Source organism: Smaragdicoccus niigatensis DSM 44881 = NBRC 103563 (assembly GCF_000380645.1).
Lineage (GTDB): Bacteria > Actinomycetota > Actinomycetes > Mycobacteriales > Mycobacteriaceae > Smaragdicoccus > Smaragdicoccus niigatensis.
Map to the genome: position 1 here is coordinate 408,696 of NZ_AQXZ01000017.1, position 25,316 is coordinate 434,011.

Below are 25,316 nucleotides of genomic sequence, written 5' to 3' on the forward strand. Positions count from 1 at the left end.
TCTCTTCGATTACCTGAACACCCCGTCGACCCGGTCGTTTCATTGGCGGTTGCGGGCGGACAGCAGCGGCGCGATGTAAGTCCGCGCGAAGCGGCGGATAGCGTCGAGATCGTGCAAGTCCAGGTAACTGTCCGGCGTCATGAGAAGCGACATCCCGGTCCGGGTCACCATCTCCGCCACGCCGTCGAGATCGACGTCTTCCGGGAGGTCGCTAGCAACGCGAAGTTGCGCGGCGAAGAACATTCGGCAGGCCGCGATCGTTGCTCCGCCGTTCGTGGTGAGGTACGGGAGCGCTGTCTCGGGTTCGCTCTGGACAACTCGGATGGCCAAAGGCTCGGTGCGGATGGTGTGTAGTGCGAGCGCGAAGCCCTCCACCAGGCGTTCTTCTATCGTTGGCAGGTCTTTCACTGCACTGCCGATACGGGTGAAGTATCGGCCGAGCCACGCGATTGCGGCCGCTGTGACGACTTCGTCCTTGTTCTTGAAATAGCGATAGACCGTCACACGGTGCACGCCCGCGCGACGCGCGATGTCCTCGACGTTGACGCGACGGATTCCGTACTCGGTGAATTCTTCGATCGCTGCTTCGATGACTCGCGACTCGACGCCAGCGGACACGGACTGGTCGTTGGGTGCTGAGCTGTGCGCGGATATCACTACGAGATTCACCGCCCTTCACTGCGAGGCCGGAATGTGCCACACCTTGATGAAGCCGAGTGGTGAATGCAATTGGTGCTTGGAGTCGCCGGGCGAAGACAATTGATACTCAGGTGGTGCGACCCACCTGACCAATCGTCAGGCGCGCCAGAGTTCACTGCCCGCTCGCGAGATGACGATGTTGGGGACAACGGCATTCGACGAAAGTCGAGTGATCGCCATCGCCATTTCCGCGATGTCGCCGGTCGTGAGCATCGCCGCCTGGTCGAGTTGTGAGCGTTTCCAGGCGGTCATGTCGGTGTCGACGTAGCCGGGGGAGATGGCGGTCGCGGCGACTCCCGCGGACGACTCCTCGAGGGACAGCGTCTCGCACAGCGAGATCAGTGCGGCTTTGGTCGCCCCGTAGGCAGCGAGGCCCGCCTCGCCGGCGACTCCGGCCATGGATGCGAGTGCAATGACCTTCGCGCCCCGCCCTGGTTCGAGCGCGGCTGACTTCCGGAGCTGCGGCAGCGTTTCCTGAAGTAGTGCGATCGGAGCGCGCAGATTGACGTTGAGCATCAGCTCGAGCGTCTTTTTCGACATCGTCGCCACCGGTCCGGCAGTACCGAGCCCCGCGGCCAGAACGAGGACGTCGAGGCGTTCGAACCTCTCCGCATGTGCTGCGCCCAGGGCTCGAACCTGGTCCTCGTCGGTCATGTCCGCGACGACCGTATGGACCTCTACGCCATGGACTTTGCGCAAGCGCTGTGCGGCGTCAAGCAGCGCGGCTTCCTGCCGAGCCGCGATGGTGAGCGAATAGCCTTCAGCCGCAAGACGTTCAGCGATCGCCCCGCCAATGCCCCGGGACCCGCCCGTGACGAGTGCCGTTCTCGGGTTCGTCATGCGAGCGTCTCGAGTCCGCGGTCGAGCAGCAGCGGAACCGCCGAGCCTAAGGTGTCGAATCCCGAACCGATCGTCTTCCCGGCGAGGAAGCGCTGGTGGATGCCTTCGGCGATGACGGCGAGCTTGAAGTAGCCCAGTGCCCGGTAGAACGCCAGGTTGTCCAGCGAGCGACCCGTGACGGCGGCGTACCGGTCGGCGATCTCGTCTCCGCTGAGGAAACCCGGATTCGCACTCGGCGCATGCCGAACACCGAGCACTGGTTCGCTGCTCGGATCCCAATAGACCTGCAGCAGGCCGACATCGGCGAGCGGGTCGCCAAGGGTCGCCATCTCCCAGTCGACGATCGCGGCGATCCGCCCGAAGTCCGTCGGGTCGATGATCGTGTTGTCCAGGCGGTAGTCGCCGTGGACGATGGTCGACCCGGACTGTTCCGGCATGGCCTTTTCGAGTGCTTCACGAAGCTGATCGAGGGTGTCGAGTTCGCGGGTGGCCACCCGATCCCATTGACCGCGCCAACGCTTGACCTGACGTCCCAGATAGCCTGCGGGCCTGCCGAATTCACCGAGACCGACCTCGGCGTACGGCACTGCGTGCAGCTGCGCGAGCGCGTCGACCAGGGCGAGAGAGCAGTCGCGCGCCTCCGCCGTGGTCAGCTTTTCGGTGTCATTGCCGTCCTGCAATGACCGGCCGGCGACGAACGCGACGACCGCGAACGGCACGCCGATCACCGACTCGTCCTCGCACAACACGACCGCCTCGGCGGCGGGCACGTCGGTCTGGTTGAGCGCCTTGACGATTCGGAACTCGCGGGACATGTCGTGTGCGGTGGGCGTCAGCGGGCCCAACGGCGGACGGCGCAGTACCCAGTCGTGCACGCCGTCGCCGAGTCGGTACGTGAGGTTCGACTTGCCGCCTGCCATCAGCGACGCTTCGAGCGGCCCCGCCAGGTCCGGCACGTTCGTTTCGAAGAATCGTTGCAGGGCAACAAGATCCAACCCTGCAATCGTGGCGGTCACGCTTTCCCCTTCTCGATGTTGCGCAGTACGCGACGGGCAATCGCCCAGCGGTGCGTCTCGGACGGGCCGTCATAGATCCGGAACGGACGAACCTCCGCATAGAGGCGAGCCAGCGGGGCATCCCCGGAAACTCCGAGCGACCCGCAGATCTGCAGCGACCGGTCGACGACGCGGTTGACCGCTTCGGCGACGAAGGTCTTCGTGATCGAAGTGATCTGTGCCGACGGATTTCCGGTGTCCAGGTCCCAGCAGGCCTTGAGGATCAGCGCGCGGCTCGCTTCGATGTCGATCTCGTTATCGGCGACCAGTTGCTGGATCATGCCGAGGTCGCCGAGTTTGGCGCCGAACGCTTTTCGGGTGTTCGCCCGGTCCGCGGCGATATCCGCCGCGCGGCGTGCGGTACCCAGCCAGCGCATGCAGTGCGTCATGCGGGCGGGTCCGAGGCGCACCTGGGCGTACTCGAAGCCCTTGTCGACCTCTCCGAGGACGGCGTCGTCGCCCACTTCGAGGTTCTCGAAGACGATCTCCGAGTGCCCGCCGAACATGCTGATATCGAGGGTCTCGATGTCACGCTGGATGTTGAATCCCGGGGTGTTCGTGTCCGCCAGGAACATCGTGGCACCGCCGCGCGAACCGGGCTCACCGCTGGTACGCGCCATGATGATCGAGAAGGCAGCCCCGGTGGCGCCGGTGATGAACCACTTGTGGCCGTTGATCACCCAGCCGTTGGAGGTCTTCGTCGCGGTGGTCGCCAGCGCCGTCGGGTCGGAACCGGCTCCGGGAGCAGGCTCGGTCATCGCAAAACAGGATCGGGTGTCGCCGGTCGCCAACGGTCGAAGGAACTTCTCCTTCTGCGCTTCGGTCGCGACGATCTCGAGCAGATGCATGTTGCCTTCGTCCGGCGCCGCGCAGTTCAGCGCGAGCGGTCCGAACAACGAGTAGCCGGCCGCCTCGAACACCGGCGCACGGTCGCGCATGTTGAGACCGAGACCGCCGTACTCGGTGCTGACGTGCGGAGCGAAGACGCCCGCTACCTGGGCCACGCTTTGCAACTGCTTGCGCAGTGCATCGGGCGCATCGTGCGCAGAGCCGCGGTATTCGTTCTCCACGGGAATGATGTGTTCGCGCACAAGTGCTTTCGTGCGCTCGACGGTCTCGGTGACAGAGCCGTCGAACTCGAAGTCGATAGCCACGCTCAGATCCGTTCGATGATGGTCGCGTTGGCGAGGCCGCCGGCCTCGCACATCGTCTGCAGCGCGTAGCGCCCGCCGGTCTGCTCGAGGTGGTTCACCATCGTCGCGAGAATGCGGGTGCCCGACGCGCCAAGGGGGTGGCCGAGCGCGATCGCTCCGCCGCGCGGATTCAGCTTTGCCGGGTCGGCACCGAGTTCGTGCTGCCACACCAGCGGGACCGGTGCGAATGCCTCGTTGACCTCGAAAGCGTCGATGTCATCGATCGACAGATTCACGCGTGCCAGCGCCTTCCGGGTCGCCGGGATGACCGCCGTCAGCATGAGCAACGGGTCGTCGCCGACGACCGAGAATGAATGGAAACGCGCCCGCGGGGTGAGCCCCAGTGCAAGCGCCTTCTCCTCGCTCATGATCAACGCCGCCGATGCGCCGTCGGACAGGGGAGAGGAATTGCCCGGGGTGATCGACCAGTCGATCTCCGGGAAACGTGCCTTCATCTCCGGATCGGTGAACGCCGGCTTCAGACCAGCCAGCCCGGCTGCAGTGGTTGATGCACGGACTGTCTCGTCTCGGTCATGCCGTATCGGTCGGCCATCAGCGTCGACGGTGTCCACGGCGACGATTTCGCGGCCGAATCCGCCGGCCGCTGCCGTTTCGGCGGCAAGTCGGTGAGAACGCGCTGCGAACTCATCGAGACTGTCCCGGTCCAGCTTCCAGCGTCCCGCGAGGATCTCGGCCGCTATGCCCTGCGACACCAAGCCGTCGGGGAAGCGGTGCGCGACCGGGCCCTGGTTGGCGTCCTTGCCCTGCGCGCTCGAGAACATCGGCACGCGGCTCATCGATTCAACACCGCACGCGATGGCAACGTCGTACACACCGGACAGCACACCCTGCGCCGCGAAGTGTGCGGCTTGCTGGCTCGAACCACATTGCCGGTCAACGGTCGTGGCCGGGACGGACTCGGGGAAGCCGGCGGCCAGGGCCGCGGTCCGGCTGATGTTGAAGGTCTGTTCACCACTCTGCGACACACAGCCGCCGATGACGTCGTCAACGAGTGCCGGATCGATGTCGTTGCGGGCGACGAGTTCAGCCAGCACGCCGGCGAGCAGAGTTGCCGGATGCACGTTCGACAACGCGCCGCCGGGCTTGCCTTTGCCGGTGGCGGTACGCACCACGTCGACGATTACCGCAGATCTCATGTTCACTCCAGCCATCAGCCAGCAATTCGCTTGTCGTAGGACGTGCGACCTTTGTGGTCGACGTCGAGAAATACCCGGTCAGCGCCCGTCAACTTCGTCAGAAATTCGAGGACGAAACCAGGGACTAGCCGCTGCAGGGCAGCGAGGGGTTCGAGGTAACCGGGGACGAAGACCGTCGCGTGCTTGCGTGCGATCGCATTGGCGACGGCGTTCGCCACATCGGCGGGCTCCACGGTCGGAACTCCCTTGAGTCCCTTGGTTCCCGCAATGAGTTCGGTGTTGGTGAATGACGGGAGCACCGTCGTCACAGTGACGTTGTCCGCAGCGAACTCCTGCCGAACGGCCTCACTCATTCCGACGACCGCGAATTTGGTGGCCGAGTAGACCACCCCGCCCGGCACGCCGCGCACCCCGGCAGTGGAGGCGACGTTGACGATGTGTCCGCCGCCGCGCGCCTTCATCCTCGGCAGGACTGCACGCATGCCGTTCAGGGGACCGTGCAGGTTGATGTTGACGGCTCGTTGTGCGAGTGCCACGTCGTGTTCGAGGAACGGGCCGATCGGCATGATGCCGGCGTTGTTCACCAGGATGTCGATCGGACCGAGCGATGCTTCGACCTCGTCGATGAACCGCTCGAAACTCGCCGCGTCCGATACATCGACATGGTGCCCGACGGCCCCCTCGATCTCGGTGGCGGCGGTGCGTGCCGACGCTACGTCGACGTCGCCGATGGCGACCCGCATGCCGTCGGCAGCCAACCGCTCGGCGATCGCACGCCCGATTCCCCGGCCGCCGCCGGTAATTGCTACAACAGTCATTCCGCACACTCCCTTGTGGCGATAGAAGTTCGGCTCAGCGGCCGGGAAGGCGCTGTACTACCTGGAAGAGCGGGAGGAAAGCCTCCTGCCAAATCGCGTTCGGGAGTCCGAACGGCGGGTCGCCGTTGATGAAGCTGGTCGTCGTGATCGTCTGTGCCTCGGTGTATTTCAGGAGGCCCTCAGGGCCGTGGCGACGGCCGAGGCCGGATGCACCCATGCCGCCCATCGGGGCTGCGGTACTGGCGAACGCGGCACCGTAGCCCTCATCGACGTTGACCGTGCCGGTGCGCAGTCGCATACCGATGGCCTCGCCCTCGGACTTGGAGCGTGCCCACACACTGGCATTGAGCCCGTAGATCGAATCGTTGGCCCGCGTGATCGCTTCCTCGACGTCGGCGACCGGGTAGATCGACACCAGTGGTCCGAACGTCTCGTTCCGCGCGCATTCCATGTCATCGGTGACACCGGTGAGCACGGTGGGTTCAAAGAACAGCGGTCCGATGTCGGGACGATGCTTGCCGCCCGCGATCACCTTTGCGCCCTTCGCCTTGGCATCCTCGACGTGACCCGACACCGTGGCGAGTTGGTCGTCGGAAATGAGCGATCCCATGTCGACGGTGAAGTCGTAGGCAGTGCCGAGCTTCATGTCGCGCACCTTCTGCCCGAACTTCTCGACGAACTCGCCGAAGGCAGGTTCCTCGACGTAGATCCGCTCGATCGAGATGCACAGCTGGCCCGCATTCGAGAAGCACGCCCGAGTCGCGGCCTGAGCGACGACGTCGAGGTTTGCACCTTTGGTGACGATCATCGGATTCTTACCGCCGAGCTCGGCGGAGATTCCGATCAGTCGACGCGCGGCCTGCTCCGCGAGCAGTCGGCCCGTGGCAGACGATCCGGTGAACATCAGGTACTCGCAGTTCTCCACGAGCGCCGTGCCGACGACCGAGCCCGGTCCGGGCACGACGGCGAGGAGGTCACGAGGGACGCCCGCCTCGTACAGCAGCTCCACATTTGCGAGCGTGCAGTACGGAGTCTGGCTGTCGGGCTTGATCACCACGCCGTTGCCCGCCATGAGGGCGGGAATGGCATCGGAGATGGACAGCGACATCGGATAGTTCCAGGGCGCGATCACGCCGACGACACCCTTGGGGTGGTGGTGCACGACCGTCTTCATCACTCCCGGCATCGCGCTCTGCACGCGTTGCGGGGCAAGAAGTTTCGGTCCCTCCTTGGCGTAGTAGCGCGCGTTGAGCGCCAGATCGACGACTTCCTCCTGGGCAGCGGAACGCGACTTGCCCGTTTCCGCCTGCGCCACGTCCATCAGGAACTCGCGATGCTTGAACACGAGGCCGCGGAAACGTTCCAGCACCTCTGCACGTTTCTTCGGCGAACGGGCGGCCCACTCGCGTTGAGCTGTACGCGCGTTGGCGATTGCGGCGAGAACGTCGTCGGCGGTGCCGACGGGGATCGTGGCGATCTCAGTGCCGGTGAACACCTCGGTGATCGGCTTACTCGGGCGCGAATCGACGTCGTCGATCGCAACGAGAGTACGCAGTCGCTCGAGGTCGGCGCGTGACGGAACAGCCATGGCTACACCTGGTCTTCCACGATGAGCAGCGCAGCCCGAGGGCATTGTGCGACTGCTTGTTGGACAGCGCCGCTGAGCGCGTCCGGAACGGGGTTCGATATCGCGAGCTCGTCGTTGTCGTCGAGATCGAACACATCGGGCGCTATGCCGATACAGATGCCGTTGATCTCGCATCGAGCCTTGTCGACGTCGACTCTCATGACGGCCTTCTCTCCAATCGAATCGGCAGCCCGTCCTTGACCTTCGGCAGGACTGTTGCGGACCAGGGAATTTCGTAGTCGGCCGGGACCGACCACTCGAACTTGCGCAGCATCTGGTGCAGGGTCGACTTGATCTCCATGCCGGCGAAGTACATGCCGATGCACTTGTGGGCGTGGCTGCCAAACGGGACGTAGATGTCCTTGTAAGCCTTGTCTTCACGACGCGCTTCCGAGAAACGTTCGGGGTCGAACTTCTCGGGGTCCGTCCAGTACTCGGGCAAGTGATGGTTGATATGCGGTGCGACGATGCAGAGTGTGCCCTTGGGCAGGTGGTAGCCAAGCACTTCGGTGTCTTTGACGGTCGCCCGGAACATCTGGCGAACCGGCGCGTTCAACCGCAGCGTTTCCTTCAGCACCAGATCAAGTGACTCCATGCCCTCGAGTTCTTCGAAGGTCGGATGGTCTCCCAGTGCAAGCGCTTCCGCGCGGCACCGGTCCTGCCATTCGGGATGCTTGCCCAGGTGGTGCACCATCATCGTCATCGCGAGGGTCGAGGTGTCGTGCGCGGCGAACATGATGAAGATCATGTGATCGATGATCTGCTGGTCGGTGAACGTGTCGCCGTCCTCGGACGTCGCGTGGCACAGCACGCTGAGCAGGTCGCTACCGTCGCCGGCCCGTTTTTCCGGGATCAGCCGGCCTATCTCGCGCTCGAGGAATGCGCGTCCTTTCAGGCCGCGCGCCCAGGTCGTGCCGGGCAGGTGCTTGTCCAACACGGGAATCTTGATGCGCGAGCCCGGCGTCCTGAATCGGACGATCGCACCGAGCGCTTCGAGGATGTCCTCGAAGGCACGATTCATCTTGTCCGCGCGCTCGCCCGGCTCCACGCCCATGAACGTCTTGGTCGCGATGTTGAGCGCCATCTGCTTGATGGCCGGGCTGACGCGGAAGTCCTTTCCGGCAGGCCACGTATCGAGGGTGGCATCGATCGTCTGGTTCATGCCGTCCAGGTAGCCGAGGAGTTTGGCGCGCCCGAACGCCGATTGAAGGATTCGCTTGTGGAACATGTGGTCGTCGAAGTCCTTGAGCATGATCGCGTCGTGGTAAAACGCGCCCATCATCCGACTCCAGCCCTCGGCATGCGAGAACGCTTTGTCCCGGTTCTGGTGCACAACGCCCCAGGTGTCGGGCCCGGTGAGTGCAACGATGTTGAAGCCGAAGAGGCGACGCCACGCGATCGGGCCATCCGCCTCGTATCCCTCCTTCAGGTAGCGGTTCACATCCTGCATGAGGGCGATCGTGTCACCGACGTACGGCAATTGACCCGCATGCCCCGGAATGGCTTTGAGGTCGCTACCCGGAGGCGGCGGGAACGGATGAGTGGAGTGTTGCGGCATCTTCATTGATGACTCCTCTTTCGGTGTCGACTTCCAGGACGGGAAGGCGAACGGAGTGGTGCACGACGTCAGGCGCCGATGGACTTGTTGTGGATCTTGCGGGGATCAATCCCCTCGCGTGCCCAGGCGTCCGCGGCCCGGGGTTGGTAGAGAACGTTGACGGGCAGTCGGTTGAAGACCGGATTGAGTCTGCGGATCAGCGCCGCGCCGCGCTGAAATCTCTTCTCCTGCCGGTCATTCCACTCGAGCCCACAGGTCGCGCGAACCTGAGGTGGGAGCGTGCCGACGATCATCGTCCGTCCGTAAACGTTCAGCGGCGCGGAGAGAAGTTTCCACACGGGACCGGGTACGCCCTTCGGGCGGGGAACGCCCTTACGGAGATAGCCAGTGCCATACATCAGCGTGTGTGTGGGCACGGCGCGGCTGACCATGTCCTCCCAGTATTCGAGGAATTCGTCGTAGGTCTGCGGTTGTGAACGATCGCTGACTCCGTACAGCCGATACCAGGCCTTACCCTCTTCGAAGATCTGCACCTTCTCCGCGTACGAGAGCCGTCGCACGAACATGTCGGTGTTGTAGATGACGGCGTCGACGAACGTGGCATGGATCCAGTACCAGAGCTCCGGGCTCAGGGCGTGGTAGCGCGTCCCGTCGTCCATCGATCCTTTGATGTTCTTGTGATAGTCGCGAACCTTGTGACCCCAGGCTTGTTGGTCGTCGCCATAGATCACCTGCATGAGGTTGCGGATGGTCCGCTGGCCTCGCCCCAAAGCGTCGTTCCACACCGCCGAATGCTCGTAGAGTGCGGTACCGATTTGCGCGATCACGGTCTCGGTTCCAGCAATGCGTTGGAAGCCGAACAGCGAAACTCGCCAGTCGCCGAAGTACTTCCAGATCAGCGAGTCAGCGCCAAGGCGCGGAGCATCGAGCGCCACGCTGGCGTCGGGCTCAGCCAGGATTGGCAATCCATCGCCGACATGCTCGTCGAACTTGTTCTGAAATGGGGCGTGGTCGTGCCCGTTCGTGGCGGTCATAGATACCTCTCAGAATCCGCCGGCGACGCGAACGACGGTCCGCCCCGTGTTCCGGCCCGCACGTACCTGGTTGATCACGGATACGACGTCGCGGACGGGGATTTCGTGAGCGAGCGAAGCAAGGTGGCGCGGCCGAAGGTCGGTGCCGAGTCGCTGCCAGAGTGCACGACGCCGCTCGATGTCGACCTGGACGGAGTCCATGCCGAGCAGCGAGACGCCACGCAGGATGAACGGAAGAACGGTCGTCGGAAGGTCGGGACCGCCGGTCAGACCGCTCGCGGCAACCGCGCCGCCATACTTCACCGTGCTGAGCACGTGAGCGAGGGTCTTGCCTCCAACGCAATCGACGGCACCTGCCCAGGTCTCGCGACCGAGGGGGCGGATCGGTGCACTCGGATCCTCGGGAAGCCGGCCGATAATCGATGACGCACCGAGCGATTTCAGCAGGTCAGCCGCCTCCGGCTTGCCGGTGGAAGCGACGACGTCGAAGCCCGCGGCCGACAGCAGATCGACAGCGACGCTGCCGACTCCGCCGGTTGCGCCGGTGACCAGAATCGGTCCGTCAGCTGGCGTGAGGCCGTGCTTGGTGAGCGCTTCAACACTCAGGGCGGCGGTGAATCCGGCCGTACCGATGGTGACGGCATCTCGAGCCGAGAGTTCGCCAAGGGGCACGACCCATCCGGCCGGAACCCGAGCGAACTCGGCGTAGGCGCCGTGCTGCGAGATTCCGATTCCGTAGCCGTGTGCAAGGACGCGGTCGCCAACTTTGAAGTCCGGGCTCTTCGATGCGACGACTTCGCCGGCCAAGTCGATCCCGGGAACCAAGGGGTAGTCCCGAACGGCGCCACCGCGCGGCGTCACGGCCAGTGCGTCTTTGAAGTTGACGCTCGAGTACTCGACCTTGATCGTGACGTCACCGGCGGGCAGGAACTTCTCGTTGACGGTTTCCGCGGCCACAACAATCTTGCCGTCGGCTTCGCGGGCAACCATCGCCTTGAACTTTTGACTCATGTTCACAGTCTACAACACAACACTTTGTGATGGAATGTAGCATCCAAACAGAATGCTCGTTCTGTAAGGGGTTCAGCGACTGTCTGTAAAGACGAAACGGGCCCGCGCGATTGCGCGGGCCCGTTTGGGGACAAGGGTTAGGACTGCCTGGATGCGGGCAGGAAGGGAACGAGATAGCGACGAGCGAACTCCCGCCGCCCGTCGGCGCTGTCGAGGTGGAAGTGGCTTTGCGGTGTCAAGACCATGGACAGGCCAAGACGCGCGACGATCTCCGCGAGCCCTTCGGGATCAAAGTCGCCACCTATGTCGGTGTTGCAGGCTTGCTTGAGCCAGACGGCGAACATTCCGCTCACCATTGTTAGTGCCGGACCGCCGTCGACCGTCACCGCGCGCACCCCGGCGTCGGTGTCGGTAGAGAGGATTCGCTGAACAAGAGGAGAATCCAGAATGCGTCCGAAGCACGTCGCCCAGCCTTCAACAAGCTGATCTTCGATCGTGGGCTGCGCACCAACTTCGATCGCTACGGCGACAAAGAGGTCTTGGATCCACTTTGCCGCAGCCGCCTGGATGATCTCCTGCTTGGTCTTGAAGTACCGGTAGATCGTCGTGCGGTGGACGCCTGCGCGACCGGCGATATCGTCGACACTGACGCGTCGTAGCCCGAATTCGGTGAACTCCGCGAGCGCCGCTTCCAGGATCTTGATGGAGACCGCGTCGAACGCCGGAACGTCAATTGGATTGATCGAAGCCGTCATTCGCAGCCTCCGGCGATCTGTTGCGTGGTCATCGAGGGTCCATCGTAGTGGGTCGTCGTCAGGTTCGTTCGGATCAGGCGGCGAGCTCGGGAGTGGGCACTGCCTGTTTCTGCTGCTTCTGCAGCATGCGCGCGTTCTCCACCAGCGCAAAGCCATCGGGGCCGAGGGGCCACCGGTTTACCCGATCGCCGATTGCCGGGACGCTGAGCAAAGCGAGGGGCGGCCGGGTCATCTGGAATGCAACGTTGAGTACGGGATCGGCTACTGCGGGGATGCCCCAGCGCCGGCGGGCGATCCCTGGCATGGAATTGCTCACCTTCGCGCGGAAGGCGTCGACCATGGCGCTCGTGAAAGGGATCGTCCAAGTGCGTCATGGTTGGCACTCATAGCGATTGCCGTACGGGGTAGGACGCTAGTGGCGGCCGGCGAGCGCCTTCTCCACCGCCTCGGCCATGGACCCACGATGAACGGGTCCATGGCCCGGGTGCATCACCGTCGCGGCGACCGATGCCAGCGTCGACAACGTCGAAAGATGTTCCACGCGATCGTGGTCGAAGAATGCGGGCAGTATCTGGGGGCCGGTGGTCCGGCTGAGCATGTGGCCGGTACACAGTGCGTCGCCGGTGATGACCACATCGCCGACGAGATAACACGTGTGTCCGTCCGTATGGCCAGGCACCAGGAACGGCACCGGATTGCCCGGAACATCGAGGGGAACGTCGAGCGGAACTCCGGTCGCCGTCGGCACGGCGACCTTCTTCATCGCGCCCTTCGCCATGATGTGCATCGACCACCGGAGTATCCCGGGCAGGAGCGCGTTCTTTGCGACGTCGAGAGGCGTTGCCTGCTGAAGGTACTCGCGCCGCGCGTGGCGGGCTTCCTCAGTCGAGGTGTAGACGGGTACTGAAACCTTCGACAGCAGCTGGGGGAGTGAACCGATGTGATCGACGTGCGCGTGGGTGACCAGAACCGCGCGGACGGAGTCGAGACTGTGCCCGATCTGCTGCAGCGAGTCGACAACCTCGGCGTAATCGCCCGGATAGCCGGCATCGACGAGCGTCACGCCAGTGTCGTCGGCCAGGATCGTCCAGTTCACGCCCTCGGTAGTGACGAGGTAGGAACGGTCGGTCGTCTGTTCGATATGCATGGCGGCGGCCTTCCGTCAGACGTTCAGGACCACCTCGAGAAACGACTGTGTCCGGGTCCCATGGGACCCGGACACAGTAACTGAGTCGATTAGTGTCGCGTGAACACGACGCGGCAGACCGTCTTCTCCGGAACGTGGATGACGCTGCCGGGACGAGCTGGATAGGTCTTCTTGCCGATGATGATGTCGTGGGCCGGAATCGTGGTGCAGACCTTCGTGGCCTTCGCGGATGCCGGCGCGGACGAGAGCAGTGAAACGCCGATCGCGGTGGCGACAACTCCAAGCACCATTCGTCGGGCGGTCGTCGTCTTCCCCATGGCCAACCTCTCACTAATTCGCTGCCGGACCGGTGTCCTCGGCAGCAATAAAGTATCAAACCGTGGCTAAACTTGCGCACCGGAGAGGCGCCATATCCCGCTTATCTGCTGTTTGAAAGTGGTAATTCATTCAATCGACTGACAGGGCAATAGTGGTTGTGAGTCCGCGTAAGCGTGTTTTGCTCGTAATTCTTGCTGGGTTCACCGTATTCGTGGGCTGGTTCGTATGGAACCTGCTTGACGCGAAGTCGTCGCTCGAATCGGTTCGCAGCCACGTCCTGTCCGCGCGGGAAGCGATCTCGCATGGCGACTCGAAAACCGCGAAGTCGGATGCCGAGCAGGCGCGCTCGGCAGCGGCTGATGCACAGTCTTCACTCGGCTCTTTGCCGTGCCGAATAGTTGCTGGTATCCCGTTCGTGGGCTCACCGGTCGTCGCCGCCACCGGCATTTCGGACACGGTGTCAGCAGTGACGAACGACGTTTTGCCCCACCTCATCGACGCCGGCGAGGCGATCGACCTCGATCACCTGCGCCTACCGGGGGGTGGCCTTGACGTAGAGCGGCTGTCACGTGCAAGAGAACCGCTCAATGCGGCAGTTCACGCGATGGACAACGTGCGGGCCCTGGCGGCGGAGATCCCTAGCGCGCGGTTCGCTCCGCCCGTCGAAGATGCTCGCGCGAAGCTTCGCGAACAGGTTGCCGAGCTTGACTCCCTCCTCTCGAACTCCGAGCGCGCTGCTCAGTTGGTGCCATCGATGCTCGGCGGAAGCGGCGAACGCGTCTACTTCGTGGCCTTCCAGACCAACGCTGAATTGCGCGGCACTGGCGGCTTTATCGGTGGTACGGCATTGTTGCGAGCCAATAATGGGCGGGTTTCCATCGACCGTCTCGGCAGTAATCGAGAATTGAAGGCGCTCGACTGGGGAATTGATCTGGGCCCCGATTTCAATGGCCTTTACGGCGATTTGGAATCGACCAAGATGTGGTACAACTCGAATGTCAGTCCGCATTTCCCGTACGCCGGTCAGATTTGGCAAGACATTGCGCGCAAAGAATGGGCAACGGATATCGACGGCGCCATCGCGGTGGACCCCGTCGCACTGAGCTACCTGCTGAAGGCGACCGGGCCCATCACGCTCGCGAGCGGCGAGGAAGTCACCAGCGACAACGTGGTCAAGCTCACGGAATCTGATGTATACGAGCGGTTTCCGACTGATCAGACGGCGCGGAAGGAGTTCCTGACGACGATCGCGGCGGCTGTGCTCGAGAAGTTGGCTGCGGGAAATGGAAGCTTGCCGGCAATCCTGGAAGGCGTCGGTAAGGGCGTCAGCGAAAACCGTGTGATGGTGTGGAGTTCACATCCTGAAGAGCAGAAGGTTCTCGAACAAACTCCACTCGCTCACGCGGTGCCGGAGACCGCTTCACCCTATGCGAACGTGACCATCATCAATTCTGCGCCAAGCAAACTCGACTATTACTTGCGGCGTGAGCTGAGTTACACCGCCGAGAGTTGTACAGACAATCGTCGGAAAAGCAGCGTCGCCGTCAAGTTGACCAACACCGCGCCAGACAATCTGCCGGACTACGTCGATCAAATCGAGGGAGTCGAAGGTCCGCCCGGGACGAATGTGGAAACGATCTATCTGCACGCTACGACCGACTCTGAACTGAAGGCGGTGTCGATCAACGGTGTCTCGGTTCTCGACACGATCGGTCGAGGTGCCGAACGTGGGCACCCGGTCTATTTCTTGACGGTTGTTCTGTTTCCGAACGAGCCCATTGACGTGAGGTTCGAGCTGTCCGAGCCGTCGAGTAAGGGCGCACCGACGTTGGCCGTGCAACCCCTCGTGGACAACGGCACGAAGCGAGTGGACGTCCCCGCGTGCTGAGCTTTGACCGAATATCCTGACGGGACGCATTTGCGTGTTGTGAAAGGGCGGCAATGAGATTCAGGGGAGCGCTCGCCATCGGTCTGTCGGTGGTGGCCGTCGGCGCCTGTTCGTCGCCGACACCGGAAGTTTCGCGCGAATCCTTGGAGCACCAGCTCTTTGACAAGCTGACAGCTGCTCTCGGCTACAAGCCACAGTCGGTGACCTGTCCCGGCGGACTCACAGCGGTGAAGGGCACGAAGCAGACCTGCACGATGAAGAACGACGGCGTCGACTACCACGTTGTCGTGACCGCGTCCGAGGTGAAGGGCGACAAGGTTTCCTTCGACGTCAGCATGAGCGGTGAGCCCGTCCAGGAGCCTGGAAAGCCGATCGACGGACCCATGATCGGAAAGGCGGAACTGGTCGATGCGGTCACCGAATTTGCGCAGTCTCAGGATGGCAAGGCGCCGGACCGTGTCGTCTGCCCGGAAGACCTGCCGGTCAAGCTCGACGCGAGTGTCACCTGCTACCTGCACGAGGGCCGTGATGTCTTCGACGTTTCGGTGAGGGCGACGAAGGTCGAGGGTGTTGACGTGGAGTTCGAGATCGGGATTTCCGCCAAGCCGCGATAGGTGCGAAGACGACTGTGGCCGGACTCCTCAAGAGCCCGGCCACAGTTGTCGAAACCTAGCTGACGTTCGCGAATCCGCTGAAGGTGATGCGGCCCAGGTTGAAGTTGAACGGCGGGTGGTTGAAGGGCGGGTTCACGTTCACGCTGCCGGAGCCCGTCGAGGTGAACGGCAGGGTGACGTGACAGAACGTTCGGGCCCGCAGATGCATGTGGAAGCGGTAGCGCGGGGGATAGCCCTTCTTAGGGCCCATGTGGAAGTCCATGGCAGGCAGGGTGTTGCAGATCCGGTTGAAATCGGCTGACGCAGGCGGTGCGGTCACGACGGCGCTACCCACCGCGATCGTGGCGGCGGCCAGGCCAATTCGAAGGGCGTTCGTCATTGTCTTCATCAATGCACCTCTTGGAATCCCGGCTCTGCCGCGGTCTGCTTAGATAATCTATCAAACCCGACTATTCTTGACTAGGGCATACCGATAAGTTTGTTTCATGCTTGGTGTCGAGTTGGAAAAGCGACCTGCCCACGCTGTGGAGCGTGAATCAGGCAGTCCACGTAAACGCATATTGATCATGGTTTTGAGTGCCTTATGCGTTTTCGCTGCGTGGCTTGCCTGGAACCTTTACACTGCCAAATCCTCCCTGGAGGCAGTGCGTGCGCACGTGGTCGCGGCGCGCTCGGCGATCGTGAACGGTGACGAATCCGCAGCCGAGGCGCAGGCTCGCGCAGCCGGCGAAGCGGCCACGAACGCACGCGACGCACTGCGGTCGACCCCTTGCCGAATAGTTGCCGCGGTTCCGTTCTTTGGCGATCCGCTCGATGCCCTCGAAGGCATTTCAGATACCGTCTCAAGCCTTACTGATGGCGTTATGCCACATCTTGTCGCTGCTGGTCGCGTGCTCAACCTCGATCAATTACGGCTGGTGGGAGGTGGTTTAAACGTTGATCAGCTTTCGCGCGCGCACCAGCCAATTGCAGAAGCGGTCGCGGCAATGGCGAATGTTCGCGTCGCCGCCGCCAAAATCCCCGATGCGCGTTTTGTATCTACTGTGAATGACGTCCGCGACCAACTTCGCAAACAAGTAGCAGAGCTGGACGAAGTGCTGGTCAACGCAGGTATGGCCACCCAGCTGGCGCCGTCGATGCTGGGGGCACACGGAGATCGCGTGTACCTCGTGGCATTTCAGACGAATGCTGAATTGCGGGGGACCGGAGGTCTCCTCGGTGGTACCGCGCTGCTGAAGGCGACGGCCGGAAATATTTCGATCGACCGCCTCGCGCAGAATTACGATCTGGGAAGTGTTTCTCAAGGTATCGAATTAGGTCCGGAATTTGACCAGCTTTACGGCGAAATGGAGGCGACTTCCCTCTGGTCGAATTCCAATATCAGTCCGCATTTCCCTTATGCGGCCAAAATCTGGCGAGACATGGCGCAAAAGAATTGGAAGACAAATGTTGACGGGGTGATCGCTGTCGACCCGGTCGCGCTGAGCTACGTGCTGGCCGCGATTGGTGAAGTCACGTTGCCCAACGGTGAGAAGGTGACCAGTCAGAACGTCGTCCATCTGACCGAGTCAGAGGTGTACGACCGCTTCCCGACGGATCAGCTGGCCCGCAAGAAGTTCCTCACGGTCATCGCCTCCTCCGTCTTCAACAAACTCGCCGCGGGCGGGGGCCGTCTGCCCACCCTCATCGAAGCGGCAGGCAAGGCTGCCAACGAACACCGCCTGATGATCTGGAGCGCACACGACGACGAGCAGAAGGTCCTCGAGCAGACGTCGCTCGGCCACCAGATACCAGAGACTGGTGCCCCCTATGCCAACGTCACCGTGATCAACTCTGGTCCAAGCAAGCTCGACTATTACCTGCGCCGCGACCTGGCGTACACGGCCGGCGACTGCAAAGACGGTCGGCGGGACAGCCAAGTCAGTGTCACACTCACCAATACCGCGCCGGGCAACCTTCCGGACTACGTCGACAAGATCATCGGATTCAACGGTCCGAAGGGGACGAACGTCGTCACGGTCTACCTGTATGCGACCGACGGTGCCGAACTGACGTCGATTACCCGGGATGGAGACCCGGTGACCGAGGCGATTGGTGAGGGCGTCGAGCGTGGCCACCCTGTGTTCTTCCTCGTCCTCGCGCTCTTTCCCGGAGAGCCGGTCGACCTCGTGTTCAATCTGTCGGAGCCGGCCGCAAAGGGAACACCGACTCTGGACGTTCAACCGCTCATCGAGAACGGTCCGGTCAAGGTGAGCGTGCCGGCCTGCTGATCTCCGGTTCACGTTGATCGCTGCGCACCGATATCCTTGCAGGGCTCAGTTGCGGGCGAATCGCTCGCGCAGTCGAGAGGAAGCGCATGAAGCTCGGTCGGTTGTTGGTCGCCGCGATCGCAATGGCCGGTATTGCGGGTTGTACGGCGCAGATCCCGATCGTCGACAAGGACACCCTCGAGAACCAGGTGTTCGAGCGTCTGGCGAAGGAGTGGGGGCACAACCCGCAGAAGGTGAAGTGCCCGTCCGCGCTGCGCGGCGAGGTCAAACAGAAGCAGACGTGCGTGGTCACCGACGATGGTGTCGACCACTTGGTGACCGTGACGGTCGTCAAGGTCGACGGCAAGAACGTCGACTTCAAACTCGACACCGGTGCGCCGCTCAACGCGCCGACGACGCAGCCTGAGGTCTACGTCGGTCGTGAGGACGTCGCCAAGCAGGTGGCCGAGCAGATCCTGGCCAAGACCGGACGTCCTGCTGACATGGTGAACTGCCCGAACGATCTTCCGGCGGTCGTCGGCGCCACGACAACGTGCTACATCCATGACGGCTCGGATGTCTACGACGCGGTTGTCACGGTCCGGGAAGTCAGCGGCGACGATGTGAAGTTCGACGTTCAGGTGGCCGGCGAGCCCCGATAAGATCGTCAGGCCAAGGGGCGGTAGCTCAGTCGGTTAGAGCCGCGGACTCATAATCCGCTGGTCGTGGGTTCGAGCCCCACCCGCCCCACAAATGTCGTGTCGGGCCTCAGGAGAGGCTCCCGAGGCTGTTCAGCAGATCCGAAATCTCGGTGCCGGTATCCGATGGGGGAGTCGCCGCGCCCTGCGGAGCGGGAGCCGCGGTAGGCGCCGGCGCGGCCGGCGGCGGTGTCGTGCCACCTGTTGGCGCTGGGCTGGGCTCCACCGCGGGGGCCGGCGGGACTGGAGTCGAGGTCGTTGGCGTGGGTGCTTGGGGCTTCAAGTACTTGCTGTCGAGGCAGCCAGTCACCCCAAGGTTCCAGCCCTTCAGGTATGAGCCGAGCCGCTGTTCCGCGGTCCCGTGGTCCTCGGGCCGCGTCGCTGGTCGCGATTCGCCAAGGAAGTCATTGAAGATCTTTTCGGCGGCGGCCCCATCGCTACCTTCAAGGGCTTTATTGCCCGCCTTGGCGCTCACGCCGAGCACCGCGCCGGAGAGACAGTCAGCGACGAGTTCCACGAAGCCCGACTTCAAATTCTGTTGAATCGCATGGCCCCACTCGTGTGCCACCACCTCGTAGATGAACAGATCACCGAGTTGGTCCGCGCGCCCCAAATAGTTTGTGCCGTAGATGATCGTGTGGTCGTCGTGGCAGTAAATCGAGTCGTTGGTGTCGACGCGTCCGCACGCGGTACTGCCGGACGTCTGGTCGGGTCCGATGACTTTGGGAGGCGTATAGGTGCCTGCGAAGAAGTCGGAGTAGTGCGCAGCCCAGTACTTGCTGACCAAATCCACTGCGGACGAGTACACCGTCTGCATGTCCGGAGTCATCGCCGCGGCGTGGCCGACTCCGGACGAGGCGATCGCGATAGCGACCGCCGCACCCGCGGAAACTCCTAGTTTCCTCATGACTCCCCCTGGGACACGCAGGCCGATTGATAGCTCATCGTGTTCAACCGGATGAAAGAGGGCGCCCGGATTGCCCTGATCGAAATCGAATGCCGCCGCGGCTTGACTGATCGTTATCGTGTCGCGACTTGAGTTGGGTCTTGGTGCCGAGGAGATAACGCAGCCGTTCGGCGCGCCCTACCAAGATCACGTTTGCGGTTGATCACCGAACAAAGGCGATATTTCAGGTTGCCGGATGCCGACGAGATTGCGTGCTTGAATCTCTGCATGTCCTTGCCGGGAAGAGCCTTGGCGGCCCTATTGGTTGCGACTGCGATCTCCGCATGCACGCACCCGTCGCCGACTTACGAACCAGGGGCGAACGATCCGGCCGATGAGTCGTTTGTCCCGTCGACGGCGTCACAGATCAAGCCCAGGATTCATCTGCCGGACCCCTGCAACATCTCGCATAACGTCTTGCAGAAAGCGGGGCTGAAGAATTTCTGGAAGCGCCCCGTGCCGCGAGACAGCATCGCGGGCCCAGGGAAGACGGTCAAGGCGACCCAGTGTCGCTACTACGTCATCGACAATCCGGATCTGCGCGTGGCGATCGACTTCCGTGCGCAGGACACACAGTCCTTGGTGGACGGTTTCAACGGCTTCCTGTTCCAGCCAACCGAAATTGCCGGCCGAAAGGCATTCCTTCGTCCTGCGCTCGGCAATCAGGTGTGCGGTGTCATCACCGACTTCAAGTTCGGACTGATGCTCGTTCTCGTTTACAACGACCAGCAGGCGCACTGCGATCAAGCGAAGGCCATCGCGACCGCAGTGGAGCCCTGGTTCAAGCAGTGGGAGCGTTAGACCTCGTCGAGGCGGATGATTCCGTCTTGCAGCGCGCGTGCGAGAAGCGACGCCTTTGTGTTGGCGGAGCGGCCGGCGCGTTCGTACTTTGAGCGAATTCGTCCGAGGTGCGTATTGACGGTGCCGACCGAAACGAAGAGGCTGTCGGCGACTTCCTGTTTGGTGTCGCACATGAGCCACGCACGCAGCACTTGCTCTTCCCGTGCGGAGAGCTCGGGGCTGCGGAATTGGCGGGTGCTGGTTCGCACAGGAGAGAGTGTCATGCGCTCGTCCTCCACGTCGTTGATGCGCCCACTAACGAGCCGAACTAGGGAAATAGTAGGGATGTCCAGGCCTCCCAAATCACCACGTGGCCCCGCTAGGGGACAATTCAATGAAAAGATAGGGATCATTCCCTATATCGATCGATGTCCCCTATCGGAGTTACACCATGGTCATTGCGCGGGCATCTGCACTGGTTTTTCGTGCGCCCGCGGATGTCTGGGACTTCATGACGGACCTCGTCAACATCCCGGTCTGGACCCCGTCAGCTGAGGAATGTCGCCGAATTACCGAGGGGCCCTTAGGGGTTGGCACACAGTTCGCCGGATACAGCAGGTTTCTCGGACGCCGCGTCGACTGGGTCGGGGAGTTCACAGTCATCGATCGGCCCCGCCGGAATGAGTTCCGAAGCGTCGATTCCCCGTTCGAATTCTCGACGGAGACGACACTGCATGCGGTTGGCACCAACACGCGGGTGAACTTGACGATGACGTTCGGAACCGGCTTCGGGAAGTGGTTCACGATGGCCGATTCGGTCGTCGCCCGGGCGTACTCGCGCCGGTTGTGGGCTGCGCTGCAGAACATCTCCGACATCTTGAGTCCCGACGATTCCAGCGTCATGACCAAGCGTCAGATCGAAGTGCTGTCGCTACTCCAGGACGGGTTGTCGGATGCCGAAATCGCGCAGCGTCTGACGATCTCCCGCAAGACCGCCAGCAACCACGTGGCGGCGATCTTGGCGGTCCTCGACGTCCCGACGAGGCACCACCTGTACCGGCCGATGCCGGACGCGCGTTAGCCGCGTTCTCCCAGGTTTCTCACAGCAAGGGACGGAACCGGAACTACCACTTTCGCGCCGTTAGCTGCGGATTTACGATGGTGGTAGTCGGGTTTCGGACCGGCTGGGGGCGCCAATGAGGTCAACGATTAGCCGTGGGCTTGCCGCGCTTGGAGTGGCTGGGCTACTTGTCGTGAGCATCGCAGGCGGTCAGGGAACCGCCTCGGCGAACCGCCACGACCACGACCCGGTCTACAGCGACGCCTGCCGAGACAATGAGAACTACTTCCACGTCGGTGCGTGGTACTGGCTCCCGGGTTACTGGGATGGCCGGCACTGGCACGACGCGCACTGGATCTGGTGCGTGCCGTAGATCGCCAGTAACCGTCGGTCACGCGAGGGCGGCGAAGACAACGACGTTTTCGTCGGTCTCCATCACGGACAGGTCGGCCTGACCTCCACACGTGATGAGGGCCAAGCGAGCGTTGCTTGGTTGTGCGTTCAGCGTGTTCACCAGCGCATCCGGGTCTCGCTTGGAGATGCCCGTTTTCACCGAGATGACCTTGAATCTCACGCGTTGCGAGGCGTCGGGGCTCTCGACGGTGATCTCGTCGCCGGCCTTGAGATCTTTGATGTTGTTGAAGACCCCGAAGCCCCCGCCGAACTGCGCGTGACCCAGAACGACAGCCATGGCGTCGCTCCCGATCTTCGGCCCGTCTGACCACCACGCGGTGTGCGTCATGTCTGGCGGGACGCCGAAGCTCTGGACCTCTTTTCCGCCCAAGAAGGGATCTGGCGAGACTTCGGTCGGCAGCGACATCATCGGTGAGTTCACGTCGATCGCGGGAATGTACAGCTGACCAGGATCGATCGGTTCGTGGGTAACCGGCACCGCTGAGGTGTTGGAGGGTCGAGCGGCGGCAGAGGCGTCGCCGACTGGAACTGTCCCGCTAGTGCCCGAATCGCCGCAGCCCGTGGTGAGGGCTGCGGCGATTGCGGATACTGCGAGAGCTTGGAGAAACCTAGCGTGCGGTCGCACGGCGTACGGCAACTCCGCCCAAGGCCGTTGCAGCGGCCAGCGTGATCAGGACGATGCCCGAGTCCGAGGAGTTCGGAACCGAGATCGAGCCAGTCTTGGACTGCGTCGGGTAGGTGGTGGTCTTAGCAGCAGGTGCGGCAGGCTTCGACTCATCCGTCTTGTCCGTGTCGCAAGGTGCGTCGCCACGGTGGTGGTCGGCGTCGTCACCGTGGTGGTCGGCTTCGCCGGCGTCCCCGCGGTGCTCAGCGGTTGCGGCGTAGTCATCGCCGTCATCGTGGTGGTGGCCGCCGCCTGCTGAAGCGATGCCAGGCATTGCCAAAGCTGCGGCGATGGTGATTGCCGCAGTGCCTGCGGCCATACGGAACTTGCGATTCAGCGACATAGCTGACTCCTCTTAAAGTTGAGCGAGAGGCGCAGTTGACTACGTGATCTTGCAATCTCGTAGCGAATAGTTGGCCAACAGGATTCTGTGAGCCGGGACTCAACCTATTAGAGAATTCTCAAGTTCCGCAGCATTTTCCCGATCCATGGGCGTTTCGCGACGGATGTGGATCGTGTGAAGCCGCTGTTATTTGCACGATGCAGCAACTGTCCAGTTAGTCGTGAATCCGGTCCACGACGACGCGCGTCAAGTCGAGGATTCTCGTTGCGGCCGACTGGAATTCGGCGTACGGATGGCCCATCGGATCGAGGATGTCCTCGTTGGGTTCAGCCGTCGAAAATGGGCGTGCGGAGTGCAGGTCAGCGACCGTCTCGGCGTCTTGGTCATGGATCAATCGAACCGCTTCGGACAGCGTGAACGTGCGGCGGAATGCGGTCGGGCTGGTCAAGAGGACGCTGTCGCGGTGCACGGTTGTCATCGCGAGAACGAGGTCCGCCTCGGCGATGACGGCGGGCGTCACGCGTCGAGAGGCAAACCCGCTCGGGTCGCCTCCGAGCTCGACGAGTGCCTCGGCCGCGGAGGTGACCATGGGCCGACCTTGAAGAGCGCGAGTTCCGGCGCTGACCGCATCTGCCCCGAGCATTCGTGCGAGTCGCTCGGCGACGGGGGACCTGCATTCATTTGCGGTACAGACGAACAGGATTCGCATTCTCTACTTGTCGTGTTTGGCCCTCCTGGGCGCCTTTGTGTACGCGTAAGAGTAGCCGTAGTAGGCGTCCCCCCGGCGACTTGGGGACATCGTGATGATCGCGCCAAGCACCCGAGCGTTGACGGCGCGCAGGTTGTCGACGGCGCGTTCGAACTGATCACGCTTCGTCTTGCCGTGGCGAGCGATCACGAGGGCGCCGTCGGCGGCACTCGCCAGAATCGCCGCGTCGGTGACGGGGAGGACCGGGGGAGCGTCGATGATCACGAAGTCGAACATCTGGCGCAGCTTCTCGATCGTTGACCTGGCCGTCTCGGAACCAAGCAGCTCGCTCGGGTTCGGTGGGATCGGGCCTGCCGCAAGGACCTGCAAGCTGCTGCTGGTGCCTTGAATGACATCGTCGAGCGAAGCCTGATGGGCCAGAACGTTACTGAGTCCCACGGTGCCGACGACGTTCAGGTACTTCGTTGCGATGGGGCGACGGAGGTCGCCCTCGAGCAGGAGAACCTTGTGGCCGCCTTCGGCGAGTGCGAGAGCGAGGTTGATCGCCGTCGTGCTCTTGCCCTCGGCCGGCATCGAACTCGTGATGACGATCGCGCGCGGGGGATTGTCGACATCCAGGAATTGCAGGTTCGTCCGGAGTGAGCGGAATGACTCGGCGCTCGGACTTGACTCGTCAGCGAATCGGATCGCTGCAGACTTCTGGCGGTTCTTGTCGAAGGGGATGGTGCCGACGAGGCCGGTTTCGCCGAGGTCCTCGACCGTTGAACGGTCCTTCACGGTGTTGTCGAGGCGGTCGCGGAGAAGCGCGCCACCGATGCCGAGAAGGAGGCCGAGGATGGCGCCGAGGGCGACGTTGCGGGTGGTCGCCGGAAGAATCGGTCCGCTAGGAGCTTCCGCGCGCTGCTCCACGACGACTCGTGAAGTCGGGTTGCCACCGCTGGTGGGTGTCTCGAGTTCCTTCACGAACGCGGCGAATTCGTCGGACAAGCCGTTTGCGATGTCGGCCGCTCGAGCGGGATTCGTGTCGTTCACGTGGACGTTGATGAGGACGGTGTTCGGGGCCGCCTCGGCGGTCACGTTGGCCGCCAACTCGTCCGGTGACATGTCCAAGTGGAGGCGGTCGATCGTCCGCTTTGCGAGGGAGCTGCCAGTCAGGAGCTGCGTGTAGGACAACACGCGCTCTTGGCTGTAGAGCGTTCCCTGGTAGGCGTCGTTGATGTCGGCAGACGCCGACGTCGAAACGAATAGGCGGGTGGACGCCTGGTAGACGGGCGTCGTCGTCAGTGAGTATGCGAGGGCGGCAAGGATCACTACAGCAGTCGTGACAGCGACACTTATCCAGCGCATTCGAAGGATGCGCAGGTAGTCCCTAAGTTCCAATTCACTCTTCCTTGGTTGCTGCAGTGAGTTCCTCAGTCAAAGAAGAGGACCGTGCGAAAGCTTATACGGTGCTGGACTGCGCTAAAGCCTATGAAGGCGATTTGGGAGCGTTTGAGGGCGTCTCGGGCCATCGTGGGCAAAAGTTCATTCCATTGACTGACACGCAGGAAAAGTGCGGCGTCAAAGTTACATCTCGCCGGAATAATTACGATCCGAAAAGGTTGAATGCTGAAAGAATTCGGAATCTATTGTCTATTGTTTGACTGCGTTTAGCAGTGCCCGCTGTTCGGCAGATCGCCGGCTCTCCAAATTTCCGCGCGCATCGTAACCTTTGATCTCGTCGAGGCGACGAATACCAG

At 62.6% G+C, this 25,316-nt stretch carries 29 protein-coding genes and 1 tRNA gene; 8 read left to right on the forward strand and 22 right to left on the reverse strand.

Going from position 1 to position 25,316, the window contains the following annotated elements; all coding sequences use genetic code 11:
* Nucleotides 1-39: 39 nt before the first annotated feature.
* The 15 genes from F600_RS0114700 to F600_RS0114770 all read right to left on the reverse strand — a co-directional run bounded on the left by F600_RS0114700 (nucleotide 40) and on the right by F600_RS0114770 (nucleotide 13,211).
* Nucleotides 40-618: a TetR/AcrR family transcriptional regulator gene (locus F600_RS0114700; RefSeq protein WP_026306552.1), complete on the reverse strand. Its 579-nt coding sequence runs from the start codon at nucleotides 616-618 to the stop codon at nucleotides 40-42.
* A 177-nt stretch (nucleotides 619-795) separates the two neighbouring features.
* Nucleotides 796-1,539, reverse strand: coding sequence for an SDR family NAD(P)-dependent oxidoreductase (locus F600_RS0114705; protein WP_018161384.1), 744 nt, complete (start codon nucleotides 1,537-1,539; stop codon nucleotides 796-798).
* Complete coding sequence (locus tag F600_RS0114710) at nucleotides 1,536-2,555, reverse strand: phosphotransferase family protein (RefSeq protein ID WP_018161385.1); 1,020 nt, start codon at nucleotides 2,553-2,555, stop codon at nucleotides 1,536-1,538. The genes F600_RS0114705 and F600_RS0114710 overlap by 4 nt, the downstream gene beginning before the upstream one ends.
* Nucleotides 2,552-3,748 carry an acyl-CoA dehydrogenase family protein gene (locus F600_RS0114715; protein WP_018161386.1) on the reverse strand — a complete coding sequence of 399 codons (1,197 nt, stop codon included), beginning with the start codon at nucleotides 3,746-3,748 and terminating at the stop codon, nucleotides 2,552-2,554. Before F600_RS0114715 ends, F600_RS0114710 begins: the two co-directional genes overlap by 4 nt.
* Nucleotides 3,749-3,750: 2 nt before the next feature.
* Nucleotides 3,751-4,944, reverse strand: a complete 1,194-nt coding sequence (locus F600_RS0114720) for a thiolase family protein (protein ID WP_026306554.1) — start codon at nucleotides 4,942-4,944, stop codon at nucleotides 3,751-3,753.
* A gap of 14 nt (nucleotides 4,945-4,958) precedes the next feature.
* Nucleotides 4,959-5,762, reverse strand: coding sequence for an SDR family NAD(P)-dependent oxidoreductase (locus tag F600_RS0114725; RefSeq protein ID WP_018161388.1), 804 nt, complete (start codon nucleotides 5,760-5,762; stop codon nucleotides 4,959-4,961).
* A 34-nt stretch (nucleotides 5,763-5,796) separates the two neighbouring features.
* A complete protein-coding gene (locus F600_RS0114730) occupies nucleotides 5,797-7,350 on the reverse strand; it encodes a succinic semialdehyde dehydrogenase (RefSeq protein WP_018161389.1) in 1,554 nt (517 codons plus the stop codon).
* A gap of 2 nt (nucleotides 7,351-7,352) precedes the next feature.
* Nucleotides 7,353-7,550, reverse strand: coding sequence for a ferredoxin (locus F600_RS0114735; RefSeq protein ID WP_018161390.1), 198 nt, complete (start codon nucleotides 7,548-7,550; stop codon nucleotides 7,353-7,355).
* Nucleotides 7,547-8,953, reverse strand: coding sequence for a cytochrome P450 (locus F600_RS0114740; protein ID WP_018161391.1), 1,407 nt, complete (start codon nucleotides 8,951-8,953; stop codon nucleotides 7,547-7,549). The genes F600_RS0114735 and F600_RS0114740 overlap by 4 nt, the downstream gene beginning before the upstream one ends.
* A gap of 62 nt (nucleotides 8,954-9,015) precedes the next feature.
* Nucleotides 9,016-9,981 carry an oxygenase MpaB family protein gene (locus F600_RS0114745; protein ID WP_018161392.1) on the reverse strand — a complete coding sequence of 322 codons (966 nt, stop codon included), beginning with the start codon at nucleotides 9,979-9,981 and terminating at the stop codon, nucleotides 9,016-9,018.
* A 9-nt stretch (nucleotides 9,982-9,990) separates the two neighbouring features.
* Nucleotides 9,991-10,992 carry an oxidoreductase gene (locus F600_RS0114750; RefSeq protein WP_018161393.1) on the reverse strand — a complete coding sequence of 334 codons (1,002 nt, stop codon included), beginning with the start codon at nucleotides 10,990-10,992 and terminating at the stop codon, nucleotides 9,991-9,993.
* 137 nt (nucleotides 10,993-11,129) lie between these two features.
* Nucleotides 11,130-11,747 carry a TetR/AcrR family transcriptional regulator gene (locus F600_RS0114755; protein WP_018161394.1) on the reverse strand — a complete coding sequence of 206 codons (618 nt, stop codon included), beginning with the start codon at nucleotides 11,745-11,747 and terminating at the stop codon, nucleotides 11,130-11,132.
* Nucleotides 11,748-11,820: 73 nt separating this feature from the next.
* Nucleotides 11,821-12,051, reverse strand: coding sequence for a hypothetical protein (locus F600_RS31890; RefSeq protein WP_162141421.1), 231 nt, complete (start codon nucleotides 12,049-12,051; stop codon nucleotides 11,821-11,823).
* A 108-nt stretch (nucleotides 12,052-12,159) separates the two neighbouring features.
* Nucleotides 12,160-12,894, reverse strand: a complete 735-nt coding sequence (locus tag F600_RS0114765) for an MBL fold metallo-hydrolase (protein ID WP_018161396.1) — start codon at nucleotides 12,892-12,894, stop codon at nucleotides 12,160-12,162.
* An 89-nt stretch (nucleotides 12,895-12,983) separates the two neighbouring features.
* Complete coding sequence (locus F600_RS0114770) at nucleotides 12,984-13,211, reverse strand: hypothetical protein (RefSeq protein ID WP_018161397.1); 228 nt, start codon at nucleotides 13,209-13,211, stop codon at nucleotides 12,984-12,986.
* 212 nt (nucleotides 13,212-13,423) lie between these two features.
* On the opposite strand from F600_RS0114770, the gene F600_RS28420 reads away from it, so the two are divergent.
* Nucleotides 13,424-15,100: a DUF4012 domain-containing protein gene (locus tag F600_RS28420; RefSeq protein ID WP_245541538.1), complete on the forward strand. Its 1,677-nt coding sequence runs from the start codon at nucleotides 13,424-13,426 to the stop codon at nucleotides 15,098-15,100.
* A 53-nt stretch (nucleotides 15,101-15,153) separates the two neighbouring features.
* Nucleotides 15,154-15,714, forward strand: coding sequence for a DUF4333 domain-containing protein (locus F600_RS30485; RefSeq protein ID WP_018161399.1), 561 nt, complete (start codon nucleotides 15,154-15,156; stop codon nucleotides 15,712-15,714).
* 55 nt (nucleotides 15,715-15,769) lie between these two features.
* On the opposite strand, the gene F600_RS0114785 is transcribed toward F600_RS30485, so the two are convergent.
* Nucleotides 15,770-16,102 carry a hypothetical protein gene (locus F600_RS0114785; protein WP_156024591.1) on the reverse strand — a complete coding sequence of 111 codons (333 nt, stop codon included), beginning with the start codon at nucleotides 16,100-16,102 and terminating at the stop codon, nucleotides 15,770-15,772.
* 97 nt (nucleotides 16,103-16,199) lie between these two features.
* Here F600_RS0114785 and F600_RS0114790 point away from each other — a divergent pair, with 97 nt between their 5' ends.
* The 3 genes from F600_RS0114790 (at nucleotide 16,200) to F600_RS0114800 (ending at nucleotide 18,713) form a co-directional block, all read left to right on the forward strand.
* Nucleotides 16,200-17,984: a DUF4012 domain-containing protein gene (locus F600_RS0114790; protein ID WP_156024592.1), complete on the forward strand. Its 1,785-nt coding sequence runs from the start codon at nucleotides 16,200-16,202 to the stop codon at nucleotides 17,982-17,984.
* An 86-nt stretch (nucleotides 17,985-18,070) separates the two neighbouring features.
* The gene (locus tag F600_RS0114795; RefSeq protein ID WP_018161402.1) at nucleotides 18,071-18,625 is read left to right on the forward strand and encodes a DUF4333 domain-containing protein; all 555 of its coding nucleotides are present in this window, start codon (nucleotides 18,071-18,073) and stop codon (nucleotides 18,623-18,625) included.
* Between the two features lie 14 nt (nucleotides 18,626-18,639).
* Nucleotides 18,640-18,713: transfer RNA gene (locus tag F600_RS0114800), tRNA-Ile, on the forward strand.
* Between the two features lie 18 nt (nucleotides 18,714-18,731).
* Here the strand turns inward: F600_RS0114800 and F600_RS0114805 are convergent.
* Nucleotides 18,732-19,568 carry a neutral zinc metallopeptidase gene (locus tag F600_RS0114805; protein ID WP_018161403.1) on the reverse strand — a complete coding sequence of 279 codons (837 nt, stop codon included), beginning with the start codon at nucleotides 19,566-19,568 and terminating at the stop codon, nucleotides 18,732-18,734.
* A gap of 267 nt (nucleotides 19,569-19,835) precedes the next feature.
* On the opposite strand from F600_RS0114805, the gene F600_RS0114810 reads away from it, so the two are divergent.
* On the forward strand, nucleotides 19,836-20,408 hold the full coding sequence (locus F600_RS0114810) for a DUF3558 family protein (protein WP_156024593.1): 573 nt from the start codon (nucleotides 19,836-19,838) through the stop codon (nucleotides 20,406-20,408).
* On the opposite strand, the gene F600_RS0114815 is transcribed toward F600_RS0114810, so the two are convergent.
* Nucleotides 20,405-20,671 carry a response regulator transcription factor gene (locus F600_RS0114815; RefSeq protein ID WP_040631614.1) on the reverse strand — a complete coding sequence of 89 codons (267 nt, stop codon included), beginning with the start codon at nucleotides 20,669-20,671 and terminating at the stop codon, nucleotides 20,405-20,407. The two genes, F600_RS0114810 and F600_RS0114815, sit on opposite strands and share 4 nt — an antisense overlap.
* Before the next feature lie 167 nt (nucleotides 20,672-20,838).
* Here F600_RS0114815 and F600_RS32400 point away from each other — a divergent pair, with 167 nt between their 5' ends.
* Together F600_RS32400 and F600_RS0114825 are read left to right on the forward strand one after the other, a co-directional pair.
* On the forward strand, nucleotides 20,839-21,468 hold the full coding sequence (locus F600_RS32400; RefSeq protein ID WP_018161406.1) for an SRPBCC family protein: 630 nt from the start codon (nucleotides 20,839-20,841) through the stop codon (nucleotides 21,466-21,468).
* Nucleotides 21,469-21,583: 115 nt separating this feature from the next.
* Nucleotides 21,584-21,820, forward strand: a complete 237-nt coding sequence (locus F600_RS0114825) for a hypothetical protein (RefSeq protein ID WP_156024595.1) — start codon at nucleotides 21,584-21,586, stop codon at nucleotides 21,818-21,820.
* Nucleotides 21,821-21,838: 18 nt separating this feature from the next.
* Here the strand turns inward: F600_RS0114825 and F600_RS0114830 are convergent, their stop codons facing one another.
* The 4 genes from F600_RS0114830 to F600_RS28435 all read right to left on the reverse strand — a co-directional run bounded on the left by F600_RS0114830 (nucleotide 21,839) and on the right by F600_RS28435 (nucleotide 24,957).
* A complete protein-coding gene (locus F600_RS0114830; RefSeq protein ID WP_018161408.1) occupies nucleotides 21,839-22,339 on the reverse strand; it encodes a class F sortase in 501 nt (166 codons plus the stop codon).
* A 130-nt stretch (nucleotides 22,340-22,469) separates the two neighbouring features.
* Complete coding sequence (locus F600_RS0114835; protein ID WP_018161409.1) at nucleotides 22,470-22,868, reverse strand: hypothetical protein; 399 nt, start codon at nucleotides 22,866-22,868, stop codon at nucleotides 22,470-22,472.
* A 214-nt stretch (nucleotides 22,869-23,082) separates the two neighbouring features.
* A complete protein-coding gene (locus F600_RS0114840) occupies nucleotides 23,083-23,577 on the reverse strand; it encodes an arsenate reductase/protein-tyrosine-phosphatase family protein (protein WP_026306559.1) in 495 nt (164 codons plus the stop codon).
* A gap of 3 nt (nucleotides 23,578-23,580) precedes the next feature.
* Entirely contained in the window at nucleotides 23,581-24,957 is a 1,377-nt protein-coding gene (locus F600_RS28435) for a tyrosine-protein kinase domain-containing protein (RefSeq protein ID WP_081628852.1), read from the reverse strand.
* Nucleotides 24,958-25,316: the final 359 nt, after the last annotated feature.